General features: G+C 29.5%; 21 protein-coding genes and 2 pseudogenes. 5 read left to right on the top strand and 18 right to left on the bottom strand.

Annotation, left to right across the window (positions count from 1 at the left end; translation table 11 throughout):
* Nucleotides 1-161 precede the first annotated feature (161 nt).
* The 6 genes from psyc5s11_RS21085 to psyc5s11_RS21110 all read right to left on the bottom strand — a co-directional run bounded on the left by psyc5s11_RS21085 (nt 162) and on the right by psyc5s11_RS21110 (nt 6,575).
* The gene (locus psyc5s11_RS21085; RefSeq protein WP_224034436.1) at nt 162-1,382 is read right to left on the bottom strand and encodes an NADH:flavin oxidoreductase; all 1,221 of its coding nucleotides are present in this window, start codon (nt 1,380-1,382) and stop codon (nt 162-164) included.
* Between the two features lie 285 nt (nt 1,383-1,667).
* Nucleotides 1,668-2,246 (bottom strand): TetR/AcrR family transcriptional regulator, encoded by a 579-nt coding sequence (locus tag psyc5s11_RS21090; RefSeq protein ID WP_224034437.1) that lies wholly within the window; start codon nt 2,244-2,246, stop codon nt 1,668-1,670.
* A gap of 233 nt (nt 2,247-2,479) precedes the next feature.
* Nucleotides 2,480-4,000 (bottom strand): glutamate synthase-related protein, encoded by a 1,521-nt coding sequence (locus psyc5s11_RS21095; RefSeq protein ID WP_224034438.1) that lies wholly within the window; start codon nt 3,998-4,000, stop codon nt 2,480-2,482.
* A gap of 413 nt (nt 4,001-4,413) precedes the next feature.
* On the bottom strand, nt 4,414-5,046 hold the full coding sequence (locus tag psyc5s11_RS21100; protein WP_224034439.1) for a manganese efflux pump MntP: 633 nt from the start codon (nt 5,044-5,046) through the stop codon (nt 4,414-4,416).
* A gap of 343 nt (nt 5,047-5,389) precedes the next feature.
* The gene (locus tag psyc5s11_RS21105; RefSeq protein WP_224034440.1) at nt 5,390-5,572 is read right to left on the bottom strand and encodes a hypothetical protein; all 183 of its coding nucleotides are present in this window, start codon (nt 5,570-5,572) and stop codon (nt 5,390-5,392) included.
* A 454-nt stretch (nt 5,573-6,026) separates the two neighbouring features.
* Nucleotides 6,027-6,575, bottom strand: coding sequence for a DUF4865 family protein (locus tag psyc5s11_RS21110; RefSeq protein ID WP_224034441.1), 549 nt, complete (start codon nt 6,573-6,575; stop codon nt 6,027-6,029).
* A gap of 202 nt (nt 6,576-6,777) precedes the next feature.
* Between psyc5s11_RS21110 and psyc5s11_RS21115 the strand changes: the two genes are divergently transcribed.
* Entirely contained in the window at nt 6,778-7,638 is an 861-nt protein-coding gene (locus tag psyc5s11_RS21115; protein ID WP_224034442.1) for a LysR family transcriptional regulator, read from the top strand.
* Nucleotides 7,639-7,705: 67 nt separating this feature from the next.
* Here the strand turns inward: psyc5s11_RS21115 and psyc5s11_RS21120 are convergent, their stop codons facing one another.
* Nucleotides 7,706-7,897 (bottom strand): hypothetical protein, encoded by a 192-nt coding sequence (locus psyc5s11_RS21120; RefSeq protein ID WP_224034443.1) that lies wholly within the window; start codon nt 7,895-7,897, stop codon nt 7,706-7,708.
* A 162-nt stretch (nt 7,898-8,059) separates the two neighbouring features.
* Nucleotides 8,060-8,743, bottom strand: coding sequence for an ArsR/SmtB family transcription factor (locus psyc5s11_RS21125; protein ID WP_224034444.1), 684 nt, complete (start codon nt 8,741-8,743; stop codon nt 8,060-8,062).
* 128 nt (nt 8,744-8,871) lie between these two features.
* On the opposite strand from psyc5s11_RS21125, the pseudogene psyc5s11_RS21130 reads away from it, so the two are divergent.
* Nucleotides 8,872-9,546, top strand: a pseudogene (locus psyc5s11_RS21130) (haloacid dehalogenase type II).
* Between the two features lie 959 nt (nt 9,547-10,505).
* On the opposite strand, the gene psyc5s11_RS21135 reads toward psyc5s11_RS21130, so the two are convergent.
* On the bottom strand, nt 10,506-10,727 hold the full coding sequence (locus psyc5s11_RS21135; RefSeq protein WP_224038243.1) for a hypothetical protein: 222 nt from the start codon (nt 10,725-10,727) through the stop codon (nt 10,506-10,508).
* A gap of 578 nt (nt 10,728-11,305) precedes the next feature.
* Between psyc5s11_RS21135 and psyc5s11_RS21140 the strand changes: the two are divergent.
* Nucleotides 11,306-12,229: pseudogene (locus psyc5s11_RS21140) on the top strand (transposase); the annotation flags it as partial.
* A 43-nt stretch (nt 12,230-12,272) separates the two neighbouring features.
* Here psyc5s11_RS21140 and psyc5s11_RS21145 read toward each other — a convergent pair.
* The 9 genes from psyc5s11_RS21145 to psyc5s11_RS21185 form a co-directional block, all read right to left on the bottom strand.
* Nucleotides 12,273-13,187: an IS3 family transposase gene (locus psyc5s11_RS21145; RefSeq protein WP_311196456.1), complete on the bottom strand. Its 915-nt coding sequence runs from the start codon at nt 13,185-13,187 to the stop codon at nt 12,273-12,275.
* Complete coding sequence (locus psyc5s11_RS21150; protein ID WP_224034445.1) at nt 13,160-13,840, bottom strand: helix-turn-helix domain-containing protein; 681 nt, start codon at nt 13,838-13,840, stop codon at nt 13,160-13,162. Before psyc5s11_RS21150 ends, psyc5s11_RS21145 begins: the two co-directional genes overlap by 28 nt.
* 102 nt (nt 13,841-13,942) lie before the next feature.
* Nucleotides 13,943-15,553 carry an IS66 family transposase gene (tnpC, locus tag psyc5s11_RS21155; RefSeq protein ID WP_224033072.1) on the bottom strand — a complete coding sequence of 537 codons (1,611 nt, stop codon included), beginning with the start codon at nt 15,551-15,553 and terminating at the stop codon, nt 13,943-13,945.
* Between the two features lie 99 nt (nt 15,554-15,652).
* Nucleotides 15,653-16,003: an IS66 family insertion sequence element accessory protein TnpB gene (gene tnpB, locus psyc5s11_RS21160; RefSeq protein ID WP_224033073.1), complete on the bottom strand. Its 351-nt coding sequence runs from the start codon at nt 16,001-16,003 to the stop codon at nt 15,653-15,655.
* Entirely contained in the window at nt 15,996-16,319 is a 324-nt protein-coding gene (gene tnpA / locus psyc5s11_RS21165; RefSeq protein WP_224033074.1) for an IS66 family insertion sequence element accessory protein TnpA, read from the bottom strand. The genes tnpB and tnpA overlap by 8 nt, the downstream gene beginning before the upstream one ends.
* A 423-nt stretch (nt 16,320-16,742) precedes the next feature.
* Entirely contained in the window at nt 16,743-17,450 is a 708-nt protein-coding gene (locus psyc5s11_RS21170; protein WP_224034446.1) for an SDR family NAD(P)-dependent oxidoreductase, read from the bottom strand.
* A 57-nt stretch (nt 17,451-17,507) separates the two neighbouring features.
* Nucleotides 17,508-17,762 carry a DUF1653 domain-containing protein gene (locus psyc5s11_RS21175; RefSeq protein ID WP_224034447.1) on the bottom strand — a complete coding sequence of 85 codons (255 nt, stop codon included), beginning with the start codon at nt 17,760-17,762 and terminating at the stop codon, nt 17,508-17,510.
* 596 nt (nt 17,763-18,358) lie between these two features.
* Complete coding sequence (locus psyc5s11_RS21180) at nt 18,359-18,982, bottom strand: DUF47 domain-containing protein (protein WP_224034448.1); 624 nt, start codon at nt 18,980-18,982, stop codon at nt 18,359-18,361.
* A gap of 61 nt (nt 18,983-19,043) precedes the next feature.
* Nucleotides 19,044-20,084, bottom strand: coding sequence for an inorganic phosphate transporter (locus psyc5s11_RS21185; protein WP_224034449.1), 1,041 nt, complete (start codon nt 20,082-20,084; stop codon nt 19,044-19,046).
* Nucleotides 20,085-20,794: 710 nt separating this feature from the next.
* Between psyc5s11_RS21185 and psyc5s11_RS21190 the strand changes: the two genes are divergently transcribed.
* Both psyc5s11_RS21190 and psyc5s11_RS21195 read left to right on the top strand, forming a co-directional pair.
* Nucleotides 20,795-21,127, top strand: coding sequence for a hypothetical protein (locus psyc5s11_RS21190; RefSeq protein WP_224034450.1), 333 nt, complete (start codon nt 20,795-20,797; stop codon nt 21,125-21,127).
* 35 nt (nt 21,128-21,162) lie between these two features.
* Nucleotides 21,163-21,480, top strand: a complete 318-nt coding sequence (locus tag psyc5s11_RS21195; protein ID WP_224034451.1) for a hypothetical protein — start codon at nt 21,163-21,165, stop codon at nt 21,478-21,480.
* Nucleotides 21,481-21,638 lie beyond the last annotated feature (158 nt).

Here is a 21,638-nt window from a genome sequence, read left to right on the forward strand (position 1 = left end):
CCATATTTTTAGAAATAATAAATTGTAATTATATTTTCTGGATTTTATTTCTTGCTGTTCTTGATTAAATTCATCTATGTTACTTTGATCCATTTCACGGATCTTTATGTTTACACTATTACAATCGTAAATAATATGAAAAATCAATTATCTAGTAAATCCTAAGACTTGCTTACTGGAACATTCCCGTAATAGCATTTAAGTGGTCCCTTTTCTACGCCGATTATACAGAAATTGCATTGTATACATTTTGACTGTGTCTGTTTTCCTGTTTTAAATTTATTTACTAAATCTGATTCGATTATAAGTGGCCTTGACATGGAAATTGCATCAAATTTATCATTATTAATTAAGTCTTCTATTTCTTCTAATTTCGTTATTCCTCCTACTAGAATAACTGGAATATTTACAGCTTTCTTGATTGACATGGCTGCTTCCAAATTATATAAGCTTTTCGGCTGAGGTTGTGGTACTGTTTTCTCTGCAACTATGCCAACGAAATTCTTCATAAATTCTGGCATTTTATTTAACTTATCATTTTGAGCTACTATCATTTTCCATGGAACCTGCCCACGCATTGTTGCCAGTCCAGCTTTTAATGTTCCATTTGAAACTTCAATTCCGTCACATCCCACCTGCTCTAATAGTTTAGCAATTTTCACTGACTCTTCAATTGTCAAACCATTTTTTAATGTTTCATATCCATTTATTTTTACAATCATTGGGAAACTTCCAACTTCTTTTCTAGCTTTTTCAAATATCATTTTAACAATTCTAAATCTGTTTTCTGTACTTCCTCCCCATTCATCTTTTCTCCTATTCATTCTTGGCGATACAAATTCTGAAAGTAAGTATCCATGGGCCACATGAATTTGTACACCATCAAAACCTGCTTCTTTTGCATTTTTTATTCCTTGAACAAACGCTTCTATTACTTCTAAAATTTCAGCTTTAGTCATTTCTCTTGCTTTATAGTCAGATATTTTAGAAGGCGCAACAATCGCCATATGGGCACTTTCTTCTTTGGACTGACCGCCACAATGATTAAGTTGTGCAATAATTGGAGTTCCCATTTCATGCATTCTCTTCGTTAATTCTTTCAAGGTCTCAATATTTTCAGCTTTATTAATCATAACCATATTGCCTGAAGCCTTTCCTTGCTGACCCACTCCAATAAAACCAGTAATAATTCCACCAATCCCTCCTTTAGCCAATGCTTCGTACTTTTTAAGTAATTGATCTGTAGGCTTGCCATTTTCATCACCCACACCTTCAAAAGTTGCCGATCTAATAATTTTGTTAGGAAATGTTATACCTGCCAATTCAAATGGCTCAAATACCTTATTTTCTGGTAATTTTGTTTTATCTAATACTGTTTTCATTAAACTCGCTCCTTCGCATTATCTTTATGCTTTTCATTATTAAGTATTACTTGCATGAATTCACCTTTGTGTGATTTTGAGAACAATCATTCTAATTAATGTAAAAAAAACTATTTATTTAACAGATTCAAGAAAAAATCCGCTATATCACGCACTTTTTCTTTGCTCTCTGAGTTTCTTACATTAATGATTTATATAACGATTTTACTTTCTCTAATATGTAAAAGGGTTCTAGAAGAACATGGACACGTTTTTGAGAATGAACATTCTTATTAGTGTAAAAAATTATTTATTTAACAAATCCAAGAAAAAATTCGCTATACGATGCAATTTTTCTTTGCTTGCTGAGGTTCTTAAATGTACACGAATTCCAAGCAAAGTATTTTGCAATATTTCTGCTAAAACTTCAGCATCATAATCACAAGAAAATTCACCTGCTTGTTGTCCTTTTCGAACAAGATCCGCAAGAAGTTGTTCTGTTTGCATAAATGCTTCTTCCGTCTTTTCTTGTACTTCTTTATCTCGAAGAGCCATTTCTGTTGCTGAGTTTACAATTAAGCAACCCCATTGTCTATCCTCGTATCCTTCGATCATAAAATCAAAGACAAATTGTATGGCTTGTTTTGCCGTTTCTGAATGTAAAATTCCAACTTGTACTTTGTCTTTTATTAATTCTTCGTAACAATCTATGGTTTTTAAAAATAATGTATGCTTGTCACCGAATGTATCATATAAACTTCTACGATGTATTCCCATATGCTCTACTAAATCATTCAAAGATGTCTTTTCGTAGCCTTGTTCCCAAAATAACTCCATTGCTTTCTGTAGAACCAAATTTTCATCAAATTCCCTGCTTCGTCCCATTAACTTCCCTCCTCTTTATAATATTAACAATAACATTTTGAGAACGATCGGTCAAGAATTGTTTTCATATTCGTCATATCTAAATTTTATATCTATATTTTCGTGAATTTTATGATAGAGGCTAAGCGCACCTAACCTCCATTTCACTATCCAATTCTGGTAAACTTCCCATTAACTTATGATATGGTTCACCATTCATTATCCTAATCTTTATTTAATTTTTAGATGTTTTATTATTTCTCATTTAGAATCTTTTTAGCCATCTCGTCATTAACGTCTGTCATAAATTTGATTCCTGTCTCATTTTCAGTTTCCCTATTTGCTGCAAATAAGTCATCTCTGGAAATGTCAGATACTTTAAACTTCCTAGCTCCTGCCATTAATTGTTGTAATCCGGCAGCAAGTTTATCTGATAAAGTCCAAACACCAATTGCTCCTAGCGGAATATTCTTCATTTCATCAGCACCAACTTTATTTTTCACATCATAGTAACCAGCAAATATCTCTTCAGGACTTGTGCCGAATTCATCAATTATATTCCTAGGTAGCGTATCCCAGTTTCCATTCAGTTTAACTCTCTTATCTGGATTTAATGCTCCTTCAATATTAGATCCAAGGAAACCAGGAATCATTAGAGCTCTTCCCATGCAAACAAGCTTAGTAAAAGGTGCTCCAAGGGCAAGAGCTTTAAATATGTGGTCTTCCCTTGCAAGTCCTCCTGCAAATGCCATGTCTACTACATCATATCCTTTCTCTTGAAGTATTTTCGCATATTCATAAGCTTTTGCATGAAGGAATATAGAAGGTACACCCCAAGACTCCATCATATTCCATGGACTCATCCCTGTGCCACCACCTGATCCATCAACAGTTAACAAATCAAGTTTTGCTTCAGTCGCAAACTTAATTGCCATTGCAAGTGCTTCCATTCCGTATGAACCAGTCTTAAGTGTAATTCTCTTATACCCAAGTCCTCTTAGATATTGAACTGATGTCATAAAGTCATCTTTAACTTCATTATAGCTATTTAAATTAGTATATCCAAGTCTGCTGTGACGTGCAAATGACTTAATAGCTCCACTCTTAAATGCTGCTTGAACTTCTGGTTTTGTTGGATCAGGATCAACGATATAACCTCTATTTTTTAAGAATACAGCATAGTCAATGCTATTTACCTGAATTTCGCCTCCAATATCCTTTGCTCCTTGTCCCCATTTAAGCTCAATAATTACCTTATCACCATACTTTTCAATAACATATTCTGCAACACCATTTCTTGTATCTTCAACATTCATTTGAACGATTATTGCTCCATATCCATCATAATATTTTAGATATACATCAATTCTGCGCTCAAGTTCTGGTGAACTAATAATCTTGCCATTTTTCATAATTGAAGCTTTATCTACCCCAACAACGTTTTCACCTATTACAATTGGGAAACCCACGAGTGCCGCACCAACAGCAAAGGATTCCCAATATTTTTGTGCTATAAATGTCGAGCCTAAAGCACCTGTCATAAAAGGAACTCTACTCTTTGTTTTTATATTCTTTCCAAATTCTGTTTCAAGTTTAACATTTGGGAATATGCAGTCATCTGCATTATTAGAAAGACCTTCTCCAAGGCCATGGGCACCATAATTATAACCTTGTATTCTAAGATTATTGTAACATACACCCACATGATTTATATTTGAACTTCCAGCTGTTACAGTTCCAAAATCTCTTGGGTATAAAAGTTTTCTTCCTTTCATACTAGACATCCATGTTTCACATTTACCTTTACAATCTGCCCGACAAAGTGTACAAACGCCTGACTCGGCTGGATCACCCCTATTTACGCTGTTTAAAACATCATTGTTCTTTTGATATTGAGTCATTTACTTACCTCCTAAAATACTTCATTTATATAAAAACATATATATATTTTTATATTTATTACTATAGTAGAATTATTATTACAATTAACTTAACTTAATTTATCAAAAGGAAATTGCTATCCAAACTCTCTGCTTTTGACCACCGGATAAATCTGAAATTCTTTTGTTTATAATATCAAAAAATTAGAGAATGTCAATATTTTGATTAAAAATCAAAATATTGACATTCTCTAATTACCCTGGTAACTTCAAGGATTTACATAATATTTTATTAGTGTAACTTGTTCTTAAAAAGTAATAATGCCTAAATGCTCAAGCAAAATCTTAATTCCCATAAGTATTAATATTAATCCACCAATAAATTCTGCTTTTGACTTATATATTGTTCCAAATACGTGGCCTATCTTTACCCCAATCATTGATAATGCAAAAGTTACAATTCCAATAAATGAAGCTGCTGATGCAATATTTACATTAAGAAATGCAAACGTTACTCCTACTGCTAAAGCATCAATACTTGTTGCAATTGCTAAAGCACACATATTTTTAAAAGCAAGAGGATCCTTTGAATTCTTTTTAACAATTGAATCCTCTGTATTCTCATCACTCATACAATCAACGGCAATCTCACATTCACATTCGCATTCATTTTTTCTCGACTCTCGAATCATGTTCATGCCTATAAGTGCAAGCAATACAAATGCTATCCAATGATCAATAGACGTAATTTTATCTCGAAACTGAATTCCCAAAAAATAGCCAATCAAAGGCATTCCTGCTTGAAATGCTCCAAAGTATAAGCCTACAATCCCTGCTTTCTTAATAGTAATTTTCTTCATTGACAAGCCCTTGCAAATGGCTACTGCAAATGCATCCATTGATAAACCAACTGCCAGAATAAATAATTGAATTAGACCCATGTTTTATTCCCCTTCATCTTTCAAGTTTTGGAAGCAAAAAAATGAGACTTATCTACAGCTATTTCTGTAGATAAGTCTCGTTATTTAAAATAAAGCCAGATAAAAAATTATCAGTATGTTGACTTTATTACACAATCTTTTTTTGCGTTAACTACTCCCTTATCACATTAACAATTTTACAAAATAATATCTATACTGTCAATGTTATATTTACTATATATATCTTTTAAGAAGCACCTATTTAGATACTTCTTATGATTCTACTTTTAATTATTATATTATAAAAAAAGGTTGCGACTTAATTTACTTAAGACTAATCAAAGATAATTTTTAACTAATGCTCCTATATATCAGCGTTACATTCATCACATATGCCGTCATTACGATTATATTCCTCTTCTGATATTTCAGTTTCGCAAGTGTCACAGGCAAATATTTCATCTCCTTTATATTCAAAGATCCTTAGGAATTGCTCATTATCTTCCTCTTCATCATGTTGATAATTTACTTTTATTTTATTTGCCATCTTAATTCCACCTTTCTAAATTTTGATTTTAATACTTCTGGTTATTCTCATATTGCACCCTTAAAGTTAATTTAATAAAATCATTTCTTATTCTCATTTTTATATTATACATTAAATTAGCATAAAAAATCATATATGAAATCACAGTAAGAATAAATTTATAACCAATGTGAAAATGATTGTGAATTTATTGATAATTATACTAAGAGCCTTGGGTTATCCCTTTAAAATAGTAATTCTCCTGCATTGTGAAAACACAGGAGAATTTATATTATTTTAACTGTTACGTCATATAAGAAGATTATAAATTAGCTTATCTATCATAATCTAATTGTCTAAAGCACTTTATCTTCAATCCATATAAAAAAATAATCGTACCTTGTAGTTAATACTTATAACATCTTAAAAATATTTTGTATTAAACCAAGTAAAAATTCTTTGTAAAATTATTTATTTATATCTTTTCTTGTGATATGTGAAGTATATCATAAATTATCCCTTCTTCTGATTTTACGTTGCTTAAATCATCTATAAAGTAAAATACATGATATTTCCATTTGTCAGGATTGTAAATAACCATATATTCTGTATCTCCAAAGCTCGGAATATCTTTTTCTATTTTATCTTTTAAATTATTAAGACTTTCTTGTGGATGTATTTCTTTTGTTATTTCAAATACATATTTACTGCCTTTAATTTTATGCGTTGTTGTATCAATTAATGGTATTCCTACATTTACTTTTTGCCATCCAAAAGAAGTTATTATATTGTCATAAAAACCATTAAATAAGAACTTGTTTAATCCATTACTATCTTTCCAAAGATATAAAGGACAATAACTATTCTGCAAACTTTTATTTGTTCCTTTTTCTGTTATTAGATACAATTTAAACTTCAAGTCCTCAAATCCATCTGTTTTATAACCGTTATTTTTCACTCTATCCTTTATTATGTTCATATCATAATCACTTGGTAATATAATTTTGTATTGTGTTGCTATCATTTGATTGTATCCTCCCATTTACTTTATATTTTATTTATATATATCCTAACTGCAAATTCATAAGTAAATTAATTCTTTTATTAGTTTTTACTCTTATAGTTTAACTTCTTATATAAAAATTGTATAATACTTATAAATAATATTTAATATCACTAATAGTGATACTAAATATACATTAATTTTTGTGAAAGGTTTTTATAATATGGAAATTAACGATTTAAGAATATTTCAAGTGGTTGCTTATGAAAAATCTATATCAAAAGCTGCGTCAAAACTTGGCTATGCACAATCAAATATAACTATGCGAATTAAAGTACTTGAGCATAAATTGAACACTACTTTATTCACAAGAAACAATAAAGGTACTATTATTACACTTCAAGGAGAAAAACTACTTAAATATGCAGATAAAATCCTTAAATTAATAGATGAAGTTAATGAAGAGTTCCTTCCTGCTAAAATTGAATCTAAGCTTAAAATCGGTGCCACTCAAACTATTTCTGCCTCTATATTACCTAAATTATTTACATTATTTTATGAGGAAAATCCTACAACATCTTTAGTATTAAAAACAGAAAAACAAGAAGTTCTTTTAGATATGCTTATAAATAGTGAATTAGACGGTGCTTTTATCTTTGGAGAAAATACCTCTTCAAAAGTTAAAGAAGTCTTTAGCTTCAAGGAAGAGTTTGTACTAGTATCTTCTATACGTATTAATGATACTAGTAATTTATCTACTCCAATAATAGTAAATTCAGATACTAATTGTCCTTATCGTAAGCACCTAGAAAAATGGTTAATTTATAATAATTCTAAGCCTACCACTATCTTTGAATTTGACACATTAGAGTCTATTCTTAGTGGCATAGCTGAATGTCTAGGCATATCACTTTTACCCAAAAGCATTTTACCTAAAAATAATAATTTCTTTGTTTATGATTTAGGAGATGAATTTAATAAATTAACAATTAAATTTGTAGTTAATAAAGATATACAAATTAATTCTTTTCTTAAAAGCTTTATTAATATAGCAACTCGCTGTATTGGCAATTCTATTGATTAATTTTTTAATCTTTAGCATCAATATTATCACCAGTCGCTCTTCATTTTTATAAATAATCATTTTATATTCATATGCAAATTTTTATATTCACAGGATTTATCGTAAGCATTCTTCTTGGAACCACAGAAAAAGGAGAACCTCCTCCCTCTGGACTTGGTTCTCCTCCATTAATTAGATACATTATTAAGTTGTCATTTATGTTAAGCTCAATTGACCCAATCTCTCTAGTTTTGCTTATAGTTATTTTTGAGATTAGCATATGCAATAGTTTCCTTTGCTGTTCCCTTGAAGTGTAGCTTGATAGTCATAGCATAACTCTTTAATTTTACATATTATCCTTTATTTATGATATAGTTCACCGTAACACTCGCAAGTGATAACACTATTTTGTTATCAACTATCTTTTCAATAATAGAATGATTTAAAATTCTATTCCAAAATGTTTAGCTAAATTTACTTTACCCTTGTTTGTGATTTCTAATTCTCTATTTATCAGAGATTTTTTAATCCAGCATAATCCAATTAAGCCACTTGTAATAGCTTGTCCCAATTTTCCAGCTATATGATAATTCTTTTCACTCCAATCATAACATTTAGTTCCACTTAGTTCTCTTATATCTTTCAATCTATGATTTATTATTTCTAATTCAATTAATTTCTTTATACCTAATTCAGTAATATAAAATATATCATTTTCCAATTGAATATAGTTAAATTTTAAAAGAGCTTCTGTAAGCTTTATTCCTAACGTTCCAGCAATATGGTCATAACAAAGTCGTGCTTTTCTTAAAGCTTCAGAACGTATTGATTGATTTAATGAATTAATTTTAGGTGATTTTGAAAGTTTCATGAGTAATTCAAGTAATTTTGCAACGTCATCATTAGCTAATTTAAAATATCTATATCTACCATATATAGTTTTTTCAATAATTCCTGCACTAACCATTTTAGATAGGTGAAATGTTGCGGTTTGCGGTTTAATACAAGCTATTTTTGCTAATTCTCCTGCTGTACGTTGACCTCCTAATAAACTCATAAGCATTATGCTTCTAGATGAATCTGCTATTAATGATGCAATATCATTTACCATAGGGTCTGGTTTCAAAATAAATTCCTCCAAACTTTTATAAATTAAAAGTATCATTTCTATCTTCATCGAAATAATATCGTTTTATAATTATATCATAAGGTAACTTAAAATTTTATTTGATATAAAGAAGGAAGGTATTTTTTATGAAAAAATTTAAAAATATTAAACTATGCGTTTTTGATGCATATGGTACATTATTTGATATTAATTCAGTCACTAAACAATATTGTGAAGAGTTAGGGGATATTGCAGAACCTTTTTCAACTCTTTGGAGGTCTAAACAATTAGAATATTCTTGGTTACGTAGTCTTATGAATAGATATGAAGATTTTTGGTGTGTAACTGAAGAATCGCTAGATTATACTCTGGATTATTTTAATATCAAAAGTGAACTTTAAAAAAACAACCTTTTAAAATCATATGAAAACATTAGCTGTTACGAAGAAGTTCCTACAATTTTATCTAAATTAAAAGAAAGAAAAATATCAACTGCCATACTATCCAACGCCTCACCTAGCATGTTAATTGGAGCTATTAAAAATTCTAAACTAGATTGCTATATAGATTACTGTTTTTCTGTCGATAATCTTAAAATATATAAACCTCATCCTAGCGTTTATAATTTAGTTTTAGAGAAATATAACCTTCACAGAAATGAAATATTATTTACTTCTTCTAATAGTTGGGATGTAGCTGGTGCTAAAAGTTTTGGCTTTAATGTATCTTGGATAAATCGCTTTAATAATAAAAAAGAAGTCTTACCATTTGAATCAGATATTGAATTAAAATCTCTAATGGACTTACCTAATATACTTTAAACATTATTATATGCGAATTTTTATATTCATAGAATTTATCGTAAGCATTCTTCTTAGAACCACAAAAAAAGGAGAACCTCCTCCCTCTGGACTTGGTTCTCCTCCATTATTACGTTGTCATTTATGTTAAGCTCAATTGACCCAATCTCTCTAGTTTTGCTTATAGTTATTTTTGAGATTATCATATGCAATAGTTTCCTTTGCTGCTCCCTTAAAGTATAGCTTGATAGCCATAGCATAACTCTTTAATTTTACATACTATTCTTTATTTATGATATGATTCACCCTTCATTATCCTAAATTTTATCAGCCTTACAAACTCCAACAATTCTATAACTTACCAATAATTGAAATAAGCACTCACTGGAAGTTTCCAGCGAGTGCTTATTGGTTTATCTATTATTAAAATCCAAGTTCCACTCTCATCTAAGGTATAAGGATCAATTACAGTATTACTCCATTCTACCTAAAATTTAATTGCAAAGATGAATAACGTAAACTCTTTCCGTAAATAATAAAAAGTAAAGTAAGGTGGTGATACAAATGTGTGCTTCTCAATACAACAAGAATAAGAACGAAAAGAGTAATACTGACAAAAATGAAAATATAAAAAATAAAAATAATGGCAATAATAAAGTGAAATAAAATATAATATTTTTGGATTATACTTTGTATAAATCCAGGGAATCTGTTCATAACAGTAAGTAAAGTGGCAACAAATATAAAAAATTGTAGAAATAAAAGCATCTTCCTAATACTTTTCAAAACATTATAGAACCTTTGTATATTATCATTACTTATTGACAATAATTATAATGAAAAAAATAATAACTACAAGCAAAAAGAGATAGTGTTAATAATCGTACACTGCCTCTTTTTGTTATATCAAATATAATGTTATTTTAATACCCATGAAAAGCGATAGTATCTTTAAGTATCCTCTTGATCTAAAATGACTATTAGTCAACCTTAAAAGTACTAATAACATTTGTAGTCTCTTCTATATATTCCTCTCGAACCTCATCAATCAAATCACAAATACATTTAAGGCTACACCCTTTGCAATATTTTATAATTTCCCCTGCTAATAATGAACACCCGATTTTATCATCCAAAGTAGAATTTCTAATCGCCAATGCTATCTGTTTCTTATCAAACCACTCACTATTTTCTGTAGTCATTTGAAGTGAGAATCCAAATCTTGTATTTGGCTCTTCCAACTTCCCCAGCGAGTGGATACGAGTCGGGTTTCCTCTGTTATCTTTAATCATTTACAACACACTCCAAAATTTATTTACAGCCAAAAAATTTTTCACTGTTACTATGGATATATATTTTAATCTCAAAAATCACATAAAAACAACTAACTTTTCTATCACCATAACCTCTTAACCCGCATTTTGGGCGCATATTCTTCTCCATATATATGGTTCAGAATAAATATGCATCTTTATAAAGAGTGCGATATCACAACTAGGAAGTTTAAAGAATATTTATGGTCAAGAATATTAGAATATATTAGTTTTATTCATATATCTTAAGTGAGATAAGTGAGAATCGAAAAGTGAATGTCCAAAAAGTGACTGTCCAAATTTATATTTGGATACATGAACTTTCTCTGTGAGCATCTTGTATTTGGTTATTCAAACTTAGGGGCTGTTGCAAAACTAACGTAGTTAGTTTTGTGGCAGCTCATTTTTTTATAAAAAAATAAAAAATGTGAATTCAAAAGAATTCACATTTTTAGTATAATTAAATTATGTTAAAAACCAAATTATACAATAAAAATTATAATCAATTTAATGATAATTATCAACTTATATTACCATTAAATTTAGAAAACTTAATACCAGAAGATGATTCAGTCCGCTTGCTAAGCCATATATTGGAGGGATTAAATTATACACAGTTGTATCAGGCGTACTCTTCCGTTGGAAGAAAACCGGCAGTGGAACCAAAAATCATGTTCAAAATAGTATCGTATGCTTATTCTCAAAATGTTTATTCTAGTAGAAAAATAGAGAAAGCATGCAAAAGAGATATAAATTTCAAGTGGCTACTTCAAGGTTATAAAGCACCTGATCATGCTACCATTAGTAGATTCCGTAAAGAATATCTTTCAAATGAAGTAATTGAAGATTTATTTTATCAACAAGTTAAATATCTAGCAGCTCAAAAGGAAATATTATTTGAAAATGTATTTATTGATGGTACTAAAATCGAAGCGAATGCCAATCGTTATACTTTTGTTTGGAAGAAATCCATTTATAAAAATGAGGAAAAAATGTTTGATAAGATTCTTACTCTTGCTGAAAATATCAATCTTGAAGAATCGAGAGACTTTATTGTTAAAAAAGAAACATTGATATATGATATTGATAAAATTCTCGAATGGCTTTTATATGAAAAAGACAAAAGAAACATAGAGTTTGTTCACGGTATTGGTAAAAGAAAAACTGCAATTCAGAAATGGATAGAGCAACTATTTGAATATAAAGAAAGACAAGAAAAATATAATTTCAGTAAAAACATATTATCAAAAAGAAATAGTTATTCTAAAACTGATACAGATGCAACTTTTATGCGTATGAAAGATGACCATATGAGAAATGGTCAATTGAAACCTGCATATAATGCACAAATCGCAGTTGAAAGTGAATACGTAACCGGGGTCGGAATATTTTGAACTGCTCCCTGTCAAGTAGACAGATGAAAAAACAAAAAAATTATGAAGCTAAGGTCTGATTTCGATATTCAATTGGAGTCAGACCTTTTAAGTTTTTCTGTAACCTTTTTGTATTATAAAATACTATGTACTCATCAATTGATTGTCTCAATTCTTCATATGTATAAAACTTTTGCAAATAATACATCTCACATTTGAGAGTTCCCCAAAAACCTTCCATTGGTCCGTTGTCGATACACCTACTGACACGTGACATGCTTTGAGTTGCATTGATTTTATCAAGTTTAGCCTTAAAAGTTCTATTGGTATACTGAAATCCCCTGTCACTATGAAAAAGTGGCTTTGCGGTCGGATTAGCAATTACTGCTAAGTCAAGTGTATCAAAAACAAGTTGATTGTTATTTGAGTGACCGACCACATAAGAAATAATGCTTTTATCAGATAAATTAAATATTGCACTGAGGTAAGCCTTTTGACCATTAAGTAGCTTGAATTCAGTAACATCTGTTAACCATTTTTCATTTGGTTTCGTTGCATAGAATTCTCTATTTAATTTGTTTTCTGCCGTGATTTGTGGAGTACTTTGCAAATAAGACTTTCTCTTTTTTCTTATAACTGATTTCATGTTAATAGACTTCATTAATCTATAAATTCGTTTATGATTATACTGTTTATTAAGACGTCGATTTATATTCATTGTTATCCGACGGTATCCATAGATACCATGTACATCTTCATAAAGTTTAACAATTTCTTTTAGTATTAGTGAATTCTCTTTATCTAATTCAGTCTCTGAACGGTTAATCCATTTGTAGTAAGATGATCGTGCAATATTAGCTAAATTGCATAAATCAGCTATTGGATAGTCGTTTTCCTCATGTAATTCTTTTATAGAAATATATTTATATTCTTGAAATATTCTAGTACTTATCGCCTTCTTTCTACTTCCTTCAATTTTTTTAAGAAATCAATCTCCATCTTTAAACGTGTATTTTCTGATTCGATAAGTTTCAATTGTACAGATAATTTTTCCAATTCAGTAAGCTCAGTAGCTTCTTTACGCTTACCGCGTCGATCCATTAGTGCCTCATATCCATTAGCTTCGTATTTTCTTACCCATGCATAAACTTGTTGATAAGAAACTTTAAATTTATTAGCAGTGGCTTGATAATCACCATTATTCGAAATGCAGAATGCAACAATCTCAATTCTTTCTTCATAAGTAGTTTTTCTTCCATTAGTCATAATTCTATCTCCTTGCTTACTATGAGATTTAAATATTTTATGACCATTATACTTCTTAATCCAATCTCTGAGAACACGAGGAGATGAAATTTCATATATGCAGCATATATTTCTTAAAGAACCTTTTCCGGCTAGATAATCTTTAACTGCATTAAGTTTAAGCGAATCAGAATAATATTTATTTTTTGTAGAAACTATTAAATTTGCTTCCCCAACATCATTATATATTTTCAACCAGTCATAAAATGTGGCACTATGAATTGCCATCTCATCACATATCTGTATAACTGCTTTTTCTCCTGATAGATATTCTTTAATTCCTTTCAATTTCTCTTCCAGAGAGCATTTCGTTTTTCTTGACATTAAAATACCCCCTTTATAGAAACAGTTTTATTATTTTAACTGTCTACTATAAAGGGAGCATATCATATATTCTCTGTTGGGTATAATTTTATATAGAAATAATTATTTGGTAGTCTTAACGCGCAGTTCATCTTGAATGCTTTCAGACCATGGCATACATTTTTCTAATATGTCCATTTCCTTAACTTCTGAATTTGCAAACATTTCAAATAAATATACTAAATACTTTTCCACTGCTAAGCCATTGGCTTTAGCCGTTTCAGTAATACTATAAAGTAATGCACTTGATTTTGCGCCTTTTACTGTCTTGGAGAACATCCAGTTTTTTCTGCCAATTACAAATGGTTTTATAGCTCTTTCAGCTGCATTATTATCAATTTCAAGACATCCATTTGTCAAGAAAGTTCTCATATATGGCAACAACTTTTGAGCATATGCAAGAGCTTTACCTAAAGGACTTTTAGGAAGAGCATTAACAATTTCATTATCTACATATTCTTGAAATTTATTAAGAATGGGTGCAGATCTCTTGAGCCTTATTGCATGTCGATCACCATAATAATCATCACTACATATATATTGTTCCCTTAGATCTTTTTCAACTTTATAAAGTCGCTCACAATAATTAAACCCTTCTATTGCGTGAGACTGCTTTAGAGCTTCGGGGTTTAAGGTTGATATTATATCAAAGAATTTTCTTCGAATATGGGCCATACAATATAGTCTTTTTATATTCTTAACTTTATTATAGCCATCATATCCATCTGTTTGAAGATATCCAGAGAAACCTTCAAGAAATTCTTCAGCACAAGAACCAGATCTTGTTTTCTGATAATCATATAAAATTATATGGTTCTCTATGCCTCCGGAGCGATATAGCCACATGAACCTTTTTGAGTTGGAGTCTTTTCCATTTTCCTCAATAACCTTCACATAAGTTTCATCGGCGTGGATATAATTTCTTCTTAAGAGTTCCTCTTTCATATAATGAAAAACAGGCTGAAGTTCATTTGCACAACTTATTATCCAGTTGGATAATGTCTGTCTTGAAAGATTAACATTCATCATCTTAAAATATGATTCCATTCTATATAATGGCATTGCATATTGATATTTCATGCTCACAACATGAGCTAATAATTCATTTGAAGCCATACTTTTATATAAGAAAGTATTTGGAATTTTTGCAGAAATTATATTGGCTTTATCAGCATCCGCTTCGCAATTTTTGCAAGCATATGTATATGAAATATGTTCTTCTATGTAAAGTTCTGCTGGCTTATATTTTAAAATTTCTTTTGATTTTTTACCGATTATAATTAAATCATTCCCACATTTATCGCAAAATGTTTCAGAGTCAGCAAGTTTATGCTCAATTGTAACTCTATCTAGGCCGGATAGATTATCTTTCTTTCCTAAATGAGAAGATGATTTTTTTCTTGTATATGTAATTTCTTCAATGGAAGGCTCATCTATTTTAATATCACTGTTTTTTTCAGCATCATTAAAAAGTGAGAGCTGTCTTGAATCAACTTGTTCACTAGATTGTCCAAAAATTTTTCTGTTTTTATTAAGGAGCTGTCCTTTAAGAAAAGCCAATTCCTTTTTTAAATCATCAATTTCCTTATCTTTTGATTCAATGTCTTTTTCCATTTTAGAAATCAATAATTTTGTTTTTTTATCAAGTTGATCTTCTAAATCTAAAATATCCATCCCTATACCTCACAACAAATATAGGGGTATTTTACCACAAAACCCTCAATTCCGAAACTTGTAAAAGTTCAAAATTAAGGGTTTACAGCGATATTTGTTTTAAAAGCTATTTCTTACTTCAATTGGCTTAAATTTAGACTTAGTTCTAACTTCATATCCCATAAGCAACCATTTCAATTCCTCTTTGTTGATTTTAAGAGCTTCGTCTGGAGTCATCGGCCATTTCAATTTACTATTTTCAAGTCGGAAATAGTACAGCCAGAATCCTTCATCAAAGTGAAGTATCTTAATTTTATTCATTTGCCTATTGCAAAAAACAAACAAGGCTTTTTCAAACGGATCCAACTTTAGCTGCGTTTGCACAATCACTACTAGTCCATCAATACTTTTTCTCAAATCTGTTATTCCACATGCAAGATAAACTGTATTAACTTTATTAAGATTAAACATTTGTAATCAAATCCTTAAGCAACTTACTCAAAATAGCTATTTCATTAGCCGGTACATATATTTTAGCGGCTCCTATTTCTATTATTATATTAGGTCTATCAGCTGGAACTACGGTGACTTCAGTTGTTACTTTTTCTTCTCTCATTGAAATTGCATGAAACTGTAAATTATTATCTTCATTCTTGAATTTCTTTTTATAGTAATGAAATTGACTTTTAGTAATGTGATTTGCATTGCAGAAAGTTCCTAACGTTCCTTCGTAAGAAGAAAAGGTAGCAACAATTTCTCTCCAATTTATCTTCTCATTATTATTCATGTAAATAAACCTCCATTGTTAAAATCTATGTTAATTTTAACAATAGAGGCTTACATTTATCTATCCGTTAATTTTTTTACGCTTACCTTTAATTTTGTTTATATTTTGGGTTCTGTTAGATTAGATTATTGATATATGCACACTAAAACTAAACAGTTCAATTTGAATTTAAATTATTTGTTAATATACAAATTAGGAAGTTTATGCCACAAGTAACTGTAATCAATAAAAATTACTGTTCATTTTTCAAGTCAATTGTTTGTATCTTTCCATCAAGATTTATGATGACTTTTCTCAACTTACATCTCCCCAAATTAAATTGATAAATGTTTAGTTATAAATCGCAAGGTTGCAGTAACTACAAACCTTAATTGTTACACCCTTTATGAATGTTGTGAAATAATAATATCAAATATACAATCATTACCATAACCAATCTCTTTCATATGGCTCAGTAAATGTACCTTTTTTATTTATATTATCGCCTTCAATCCATTTGAATATCTTTATAGCAGATTCATATGCACTTGAATTCGCATCAGATGAACCTGATTGTGTTTTAACTTTTCCTGGATGAATTGAAATAACATCTATGTTGTATGATTTAAGTTCTTCTTTCAAGCAAATACTCAACATATTTTGAGACGCTTTAGCAATGCGATAAGAATATGAAAAATTTCGATCCTCAAATTCTCCTGATGCCATTGCACTTAATGATCCTAATCTTGATGTAATATTAACTATTTTTGGCTTTTTAGACTTTTTCAAAAAATCTAATGTCGCTTGAGTGCTTCTAATAATTGCAATACAATGAATATCAAATAAAGACTTCATTTCTATTGATGTTACATCTTCAATTTTATACGCATTTCCTGGAATACCTGCATTATTAATTAATAAATCAAGATGATTTACAGTTTTAGATAAAGTATTTTTTATAATATTAATGCATTTATCATCTGTTAAATCTGTTACAATTGGAGTAAAGTTATTTTTAAATTCTTTATTCAATTCTTCTGCATCTTCTTGTTTTCTCACAACAGAAAAAATATTATAATTATTTGCATAATAAACTTCTATCAATTCTTTGCCAATACCTCTTGCTCCACCAGTAATTAATACATTTTTCATAACTTAATTCTCCTTATCAATTTGCACCTTTGCTACATAATATTCTACTATCATGTACTACTTAACACTTTTAATAATTACTGGCTCAAATCTATATTTCTGTATAACATTAGGATATTTCACTTTATCTACTTCACTTAGGAATATATTAATAGGTCTTGCATATACCCCGCACTTTCCATATAACGCTTTGTATATAACCATTTTTTCTCCTGTTTCTGTATGCTCTGCTATATCTATAAGTAAATATAAATCGCCTTTAAAATGTGTAAATATTTTTCCTTTTAATTCTGTCAAATCTATATCTTGCACTTAATCACTCCTTCGTTAAAATAGAAAACTATGTATTATGATTTTTTATTAGTTCTTTCATTTATGTAAATATCAAGTGCTTTAATTCCCCTATTAGCAAATTTAACAAATAAAATCATCCCTCTTTTTTATTTTTACTAATTATAATATTTCCACACAATAAATTACTAATTCTGTCTGATATCATACAACTATTATATTATAATTGTATTTTTTTACAAGTTTTTCATATGATTATATTGATACTATTGTCTAATAAATACATATTTTTTTATGATATTAATATACTTTAATATATAAAAATTAATTGCATTAAGTCCATATATCCTTAACAAGAGGTGATAAACATTACGCTTTCATCGTGCCATGAATCATCATATTTAGGAGGATTATCTAAGTATTGAATAACAAAAAACTCATTACAACTATGTAATAAGTTTAATATCATTTGAAATAACTTAATATGAAATAAGCACTCACGGGAAGTTTCCCGTGAGTGTTTATTGGTTTATCTATTATTAAAATTCAAGTTCCACTTTCTTTCCAGTTATACCTCTTGCCATATTTCACTTGAGAATTGAAAATAAATATTATACTTATACTCTTCTTACAATTATCCTGTGAAATATATCAACAGTATATTCTAAATAAGCTGAGGCATCTTTTATATGATGGTACACTTCTCTTTGTTTAAGAGCATGCATTGGATCATTACACTTAAACAATTCAGACATTCCATCTCGATAAAGCTGTTCTACCTTAACATATGTTTCCCGCATTTTAATAATGTTTTGCTGAGATTTTATTGGATTACTTTCCAATACTTTCAAGGATTCAAATAGATAATCTATACCTTCCTTAAGCTTTTCCACCATATTAATAATGACATCATTAGGTTCCACGTCAAATGCTTCCATTGATTCTAATGTTGATTTAGCAAACTCAATTACTTTATCCATTTCAACGGATATAGAATAAATATCTTCCCTATCAAAAGGTGTTATAAACGCCTCTATAAGTTTACTTTCCATATCTAATCTAACTTCATCTGCTTCTTTAACATGCCGTAGAAGTTCTTCTTTTTCATTATTTGATCTACTTGTTAGCCATTTGTGTAACATATGAATACCTAACATATTAAACTCTGCCTGTTTATTTAACATTCCATAAAAATCATATTTTACTGGAAAAAACCTATCAAAAATATTTCTTTTATCCATATTTCCCACCCTCACTTTAATCACTATAAAAAAAATAACAAGTTAAATTTTTGATAGTGCCTTATATTACTTTGAAAATAAAATTAGCTAAACTATATATAATAGCAGAAACTACCGCAGATAGTGGTATTGTAATAAACCAAGCTAAAATAATCTCCTTTGCTACACCCCAATGAACCATTTTATATTCATCAGCCGCACCAGCCCCCATAACACTACCAACTACTACATGAGTAGTAGAAACAGGTGCCCCAATAAAAGTAGCCAATAGTAATGACCCTGAAGAAGCTAATTGAGAATTCACACTATGAATAACCCTTATTTTAAATATTCCTCTGCCGATAGTTTTCATTATTGTCCATCCTCCAAGCATTGTTCCAATAAACATTACAAGTCCACCAGCTATTCTTATTCCAAGGGGTATTGTAGTTATACCCTTCCCTGCCATCAGCGCTAATGCTATTATTCCAATTATCTTTTGTGTATCATTAGCACCATGGCTGTAGGCAAGTGCTGCAGCTATTCCTAATTGTAGCTTATTTAAACTATTATTTAATGTATATTTCGCATTCCGGAGTAGCAATTTCGTAAGTTTTTGAAGAATAAATGCAATTATAAATCCAAGGATTGGTGAAATAATTAAACCAGCAACTACTTTTAAAATTCCAGTAAGCTCATGTTGTCCACCAATTAGTTCATTCCAGCCCCATAGTATATGTTTATAACCTGAAGATACCCATACCGATCCAATAATTCCTCCTATCAAGGCATGTGTAGAGCTTGAAGGCAATCCTAATCTCCAGGTTACTAAATTCCATATAACTGCTCCCATAATTGCTGCAAAAAGTATTGTGAGCATGGAAGTATTCACTGGTAAATCTATAACCTTAGAGATAGTATCCGCTACTGCACTTCCACCAAAAATAGAACCAATCATTCCAAAAATTGATGCAATTGCAATTGCTTGCTTTGGCGTTGCTGCACCGCAAACAATACAAGTTGCAACTACAGAACTTGCATCATGGAGCCCATTGGACAGTGCAAAAATAAGTGCTATTAGAATTACTGCTATTAAAATTATGGTTATGCTGATAGACACCATCTACAATTCCTCCTAGTCTTCCCTATAAAATTCAAATTTAAGCTATTCATTTTAATATGAATTTAAGGTATTAAATTTAAATATGAATTTAAGCTATTCATTCAAATATGAATTTAACCTATCTATTTAAATATAAATTTAAGTTTTCTATTTTAACATTCATTTCATAATAATCTAGTACCTCTATTTTATCATCTTTGTATTTCTTATCAATAACAAATAAAGTTCTTTCTATAGAAGTTTCATATATATTTGAATGTTACTGCTGCTATAGATACCCACAACTGAAATTTCACTTATGCTTGGTATTATATTTAATATTTACCATACTTAGGAGCATATCAAAACAGAGAAATTGGATACATATTTGTGAAGTAGGCATTGAAAATAAGCTGCTGAAGCTTCTTAATGGGAGGTTGTTCCATTATAGTTTGTCCAAATTTTACATTTGGAGCAAACTATAATGGGTGCAACCTCCCATTTAGAATGCTTCCAGCGAAATTTTCACAGTCCTACGGAATAAATATGTATTCAATTTCGGCGGATGTAGGCATAAGTATGAGTTCCACTGTGTTTATCTATATCTATCAAATTAAAAGAAAACTTCATTACTTTTATTCCCTGCACAGGTATTTCTTTATTGAATATTTAATCTAAACTTGCACACAATATTGAATAGAATATACAAGATTGGAGATGACTATTCTATTATGAATAATATTAAGCTTTATATTATTTTATTTTTAGTTTTTATATGCTCATCATTTAATATTGAAGTTAATGCAATAACTCAACCTACTTCAAATATATATAAAGAAGGAATTTACCAAGCAAGTGATTTATACCTTTCACAAGATCATCTTTATTCTGCTCAAAATGTATCAACAGATGATCTTATCTTACAAATTTATGATGAAAATAAAGAAATACAACAATATATGAAATTACCGCCCTCCTCAAGAAAACTAACTTTAATTCCCGTAAAACCTAATTATCGCCTTGTAATACTAGGCAAAGGAGAACTATTTATTTCTATAGACTGATATTCATAATGAATTTGAAAGGTGGTTGTATATTCGTGAAAAAATTTATGGTTTTATTTTTAGTTTTTTTATGTATATCATTTAATATTATTAATCCATTGCCTGTATTTGCTCAAAATACACTTAAACAAGGTATTTATAAAGTAAGTGATTTAAATATCCCACAAAATAAATTTTATACTGTTCAAAATTTTTCAAAAACAAATACTTCTTTCATTCAATTTTTTGATGGAAATGGAAAAATGATACAGGCTATAAACTTAACCCCTAACTCACTAAAGTATGACATAATTGCCCTAGATCCTAATTTTACTATTGTAATACTAGGTGATGGAGACGTATCTATAGATTAACAAACATTATTTTCATTATTATTTGTCTACCTGTTTTCACAATCTTAGCTACTAAAAAGTATATTTTAGTCTAAAAGTTTTTATTTGTTAAAAATGTTCATTTTTCTTATGTTCTTGCTTGAACATAAGAAAAAGATTGTATACCAACATTTGAATTT

The organism is Clostridium gelidum (genome assembly GCF_019977655.1).
In the GTDB taxonomy this organism is placed as follows: domain Bacteria; phylum Bacillota; class Clostridia; order Clostridiales; family Clostridiaceae; genus Clostridium; species Clostridium gelidum.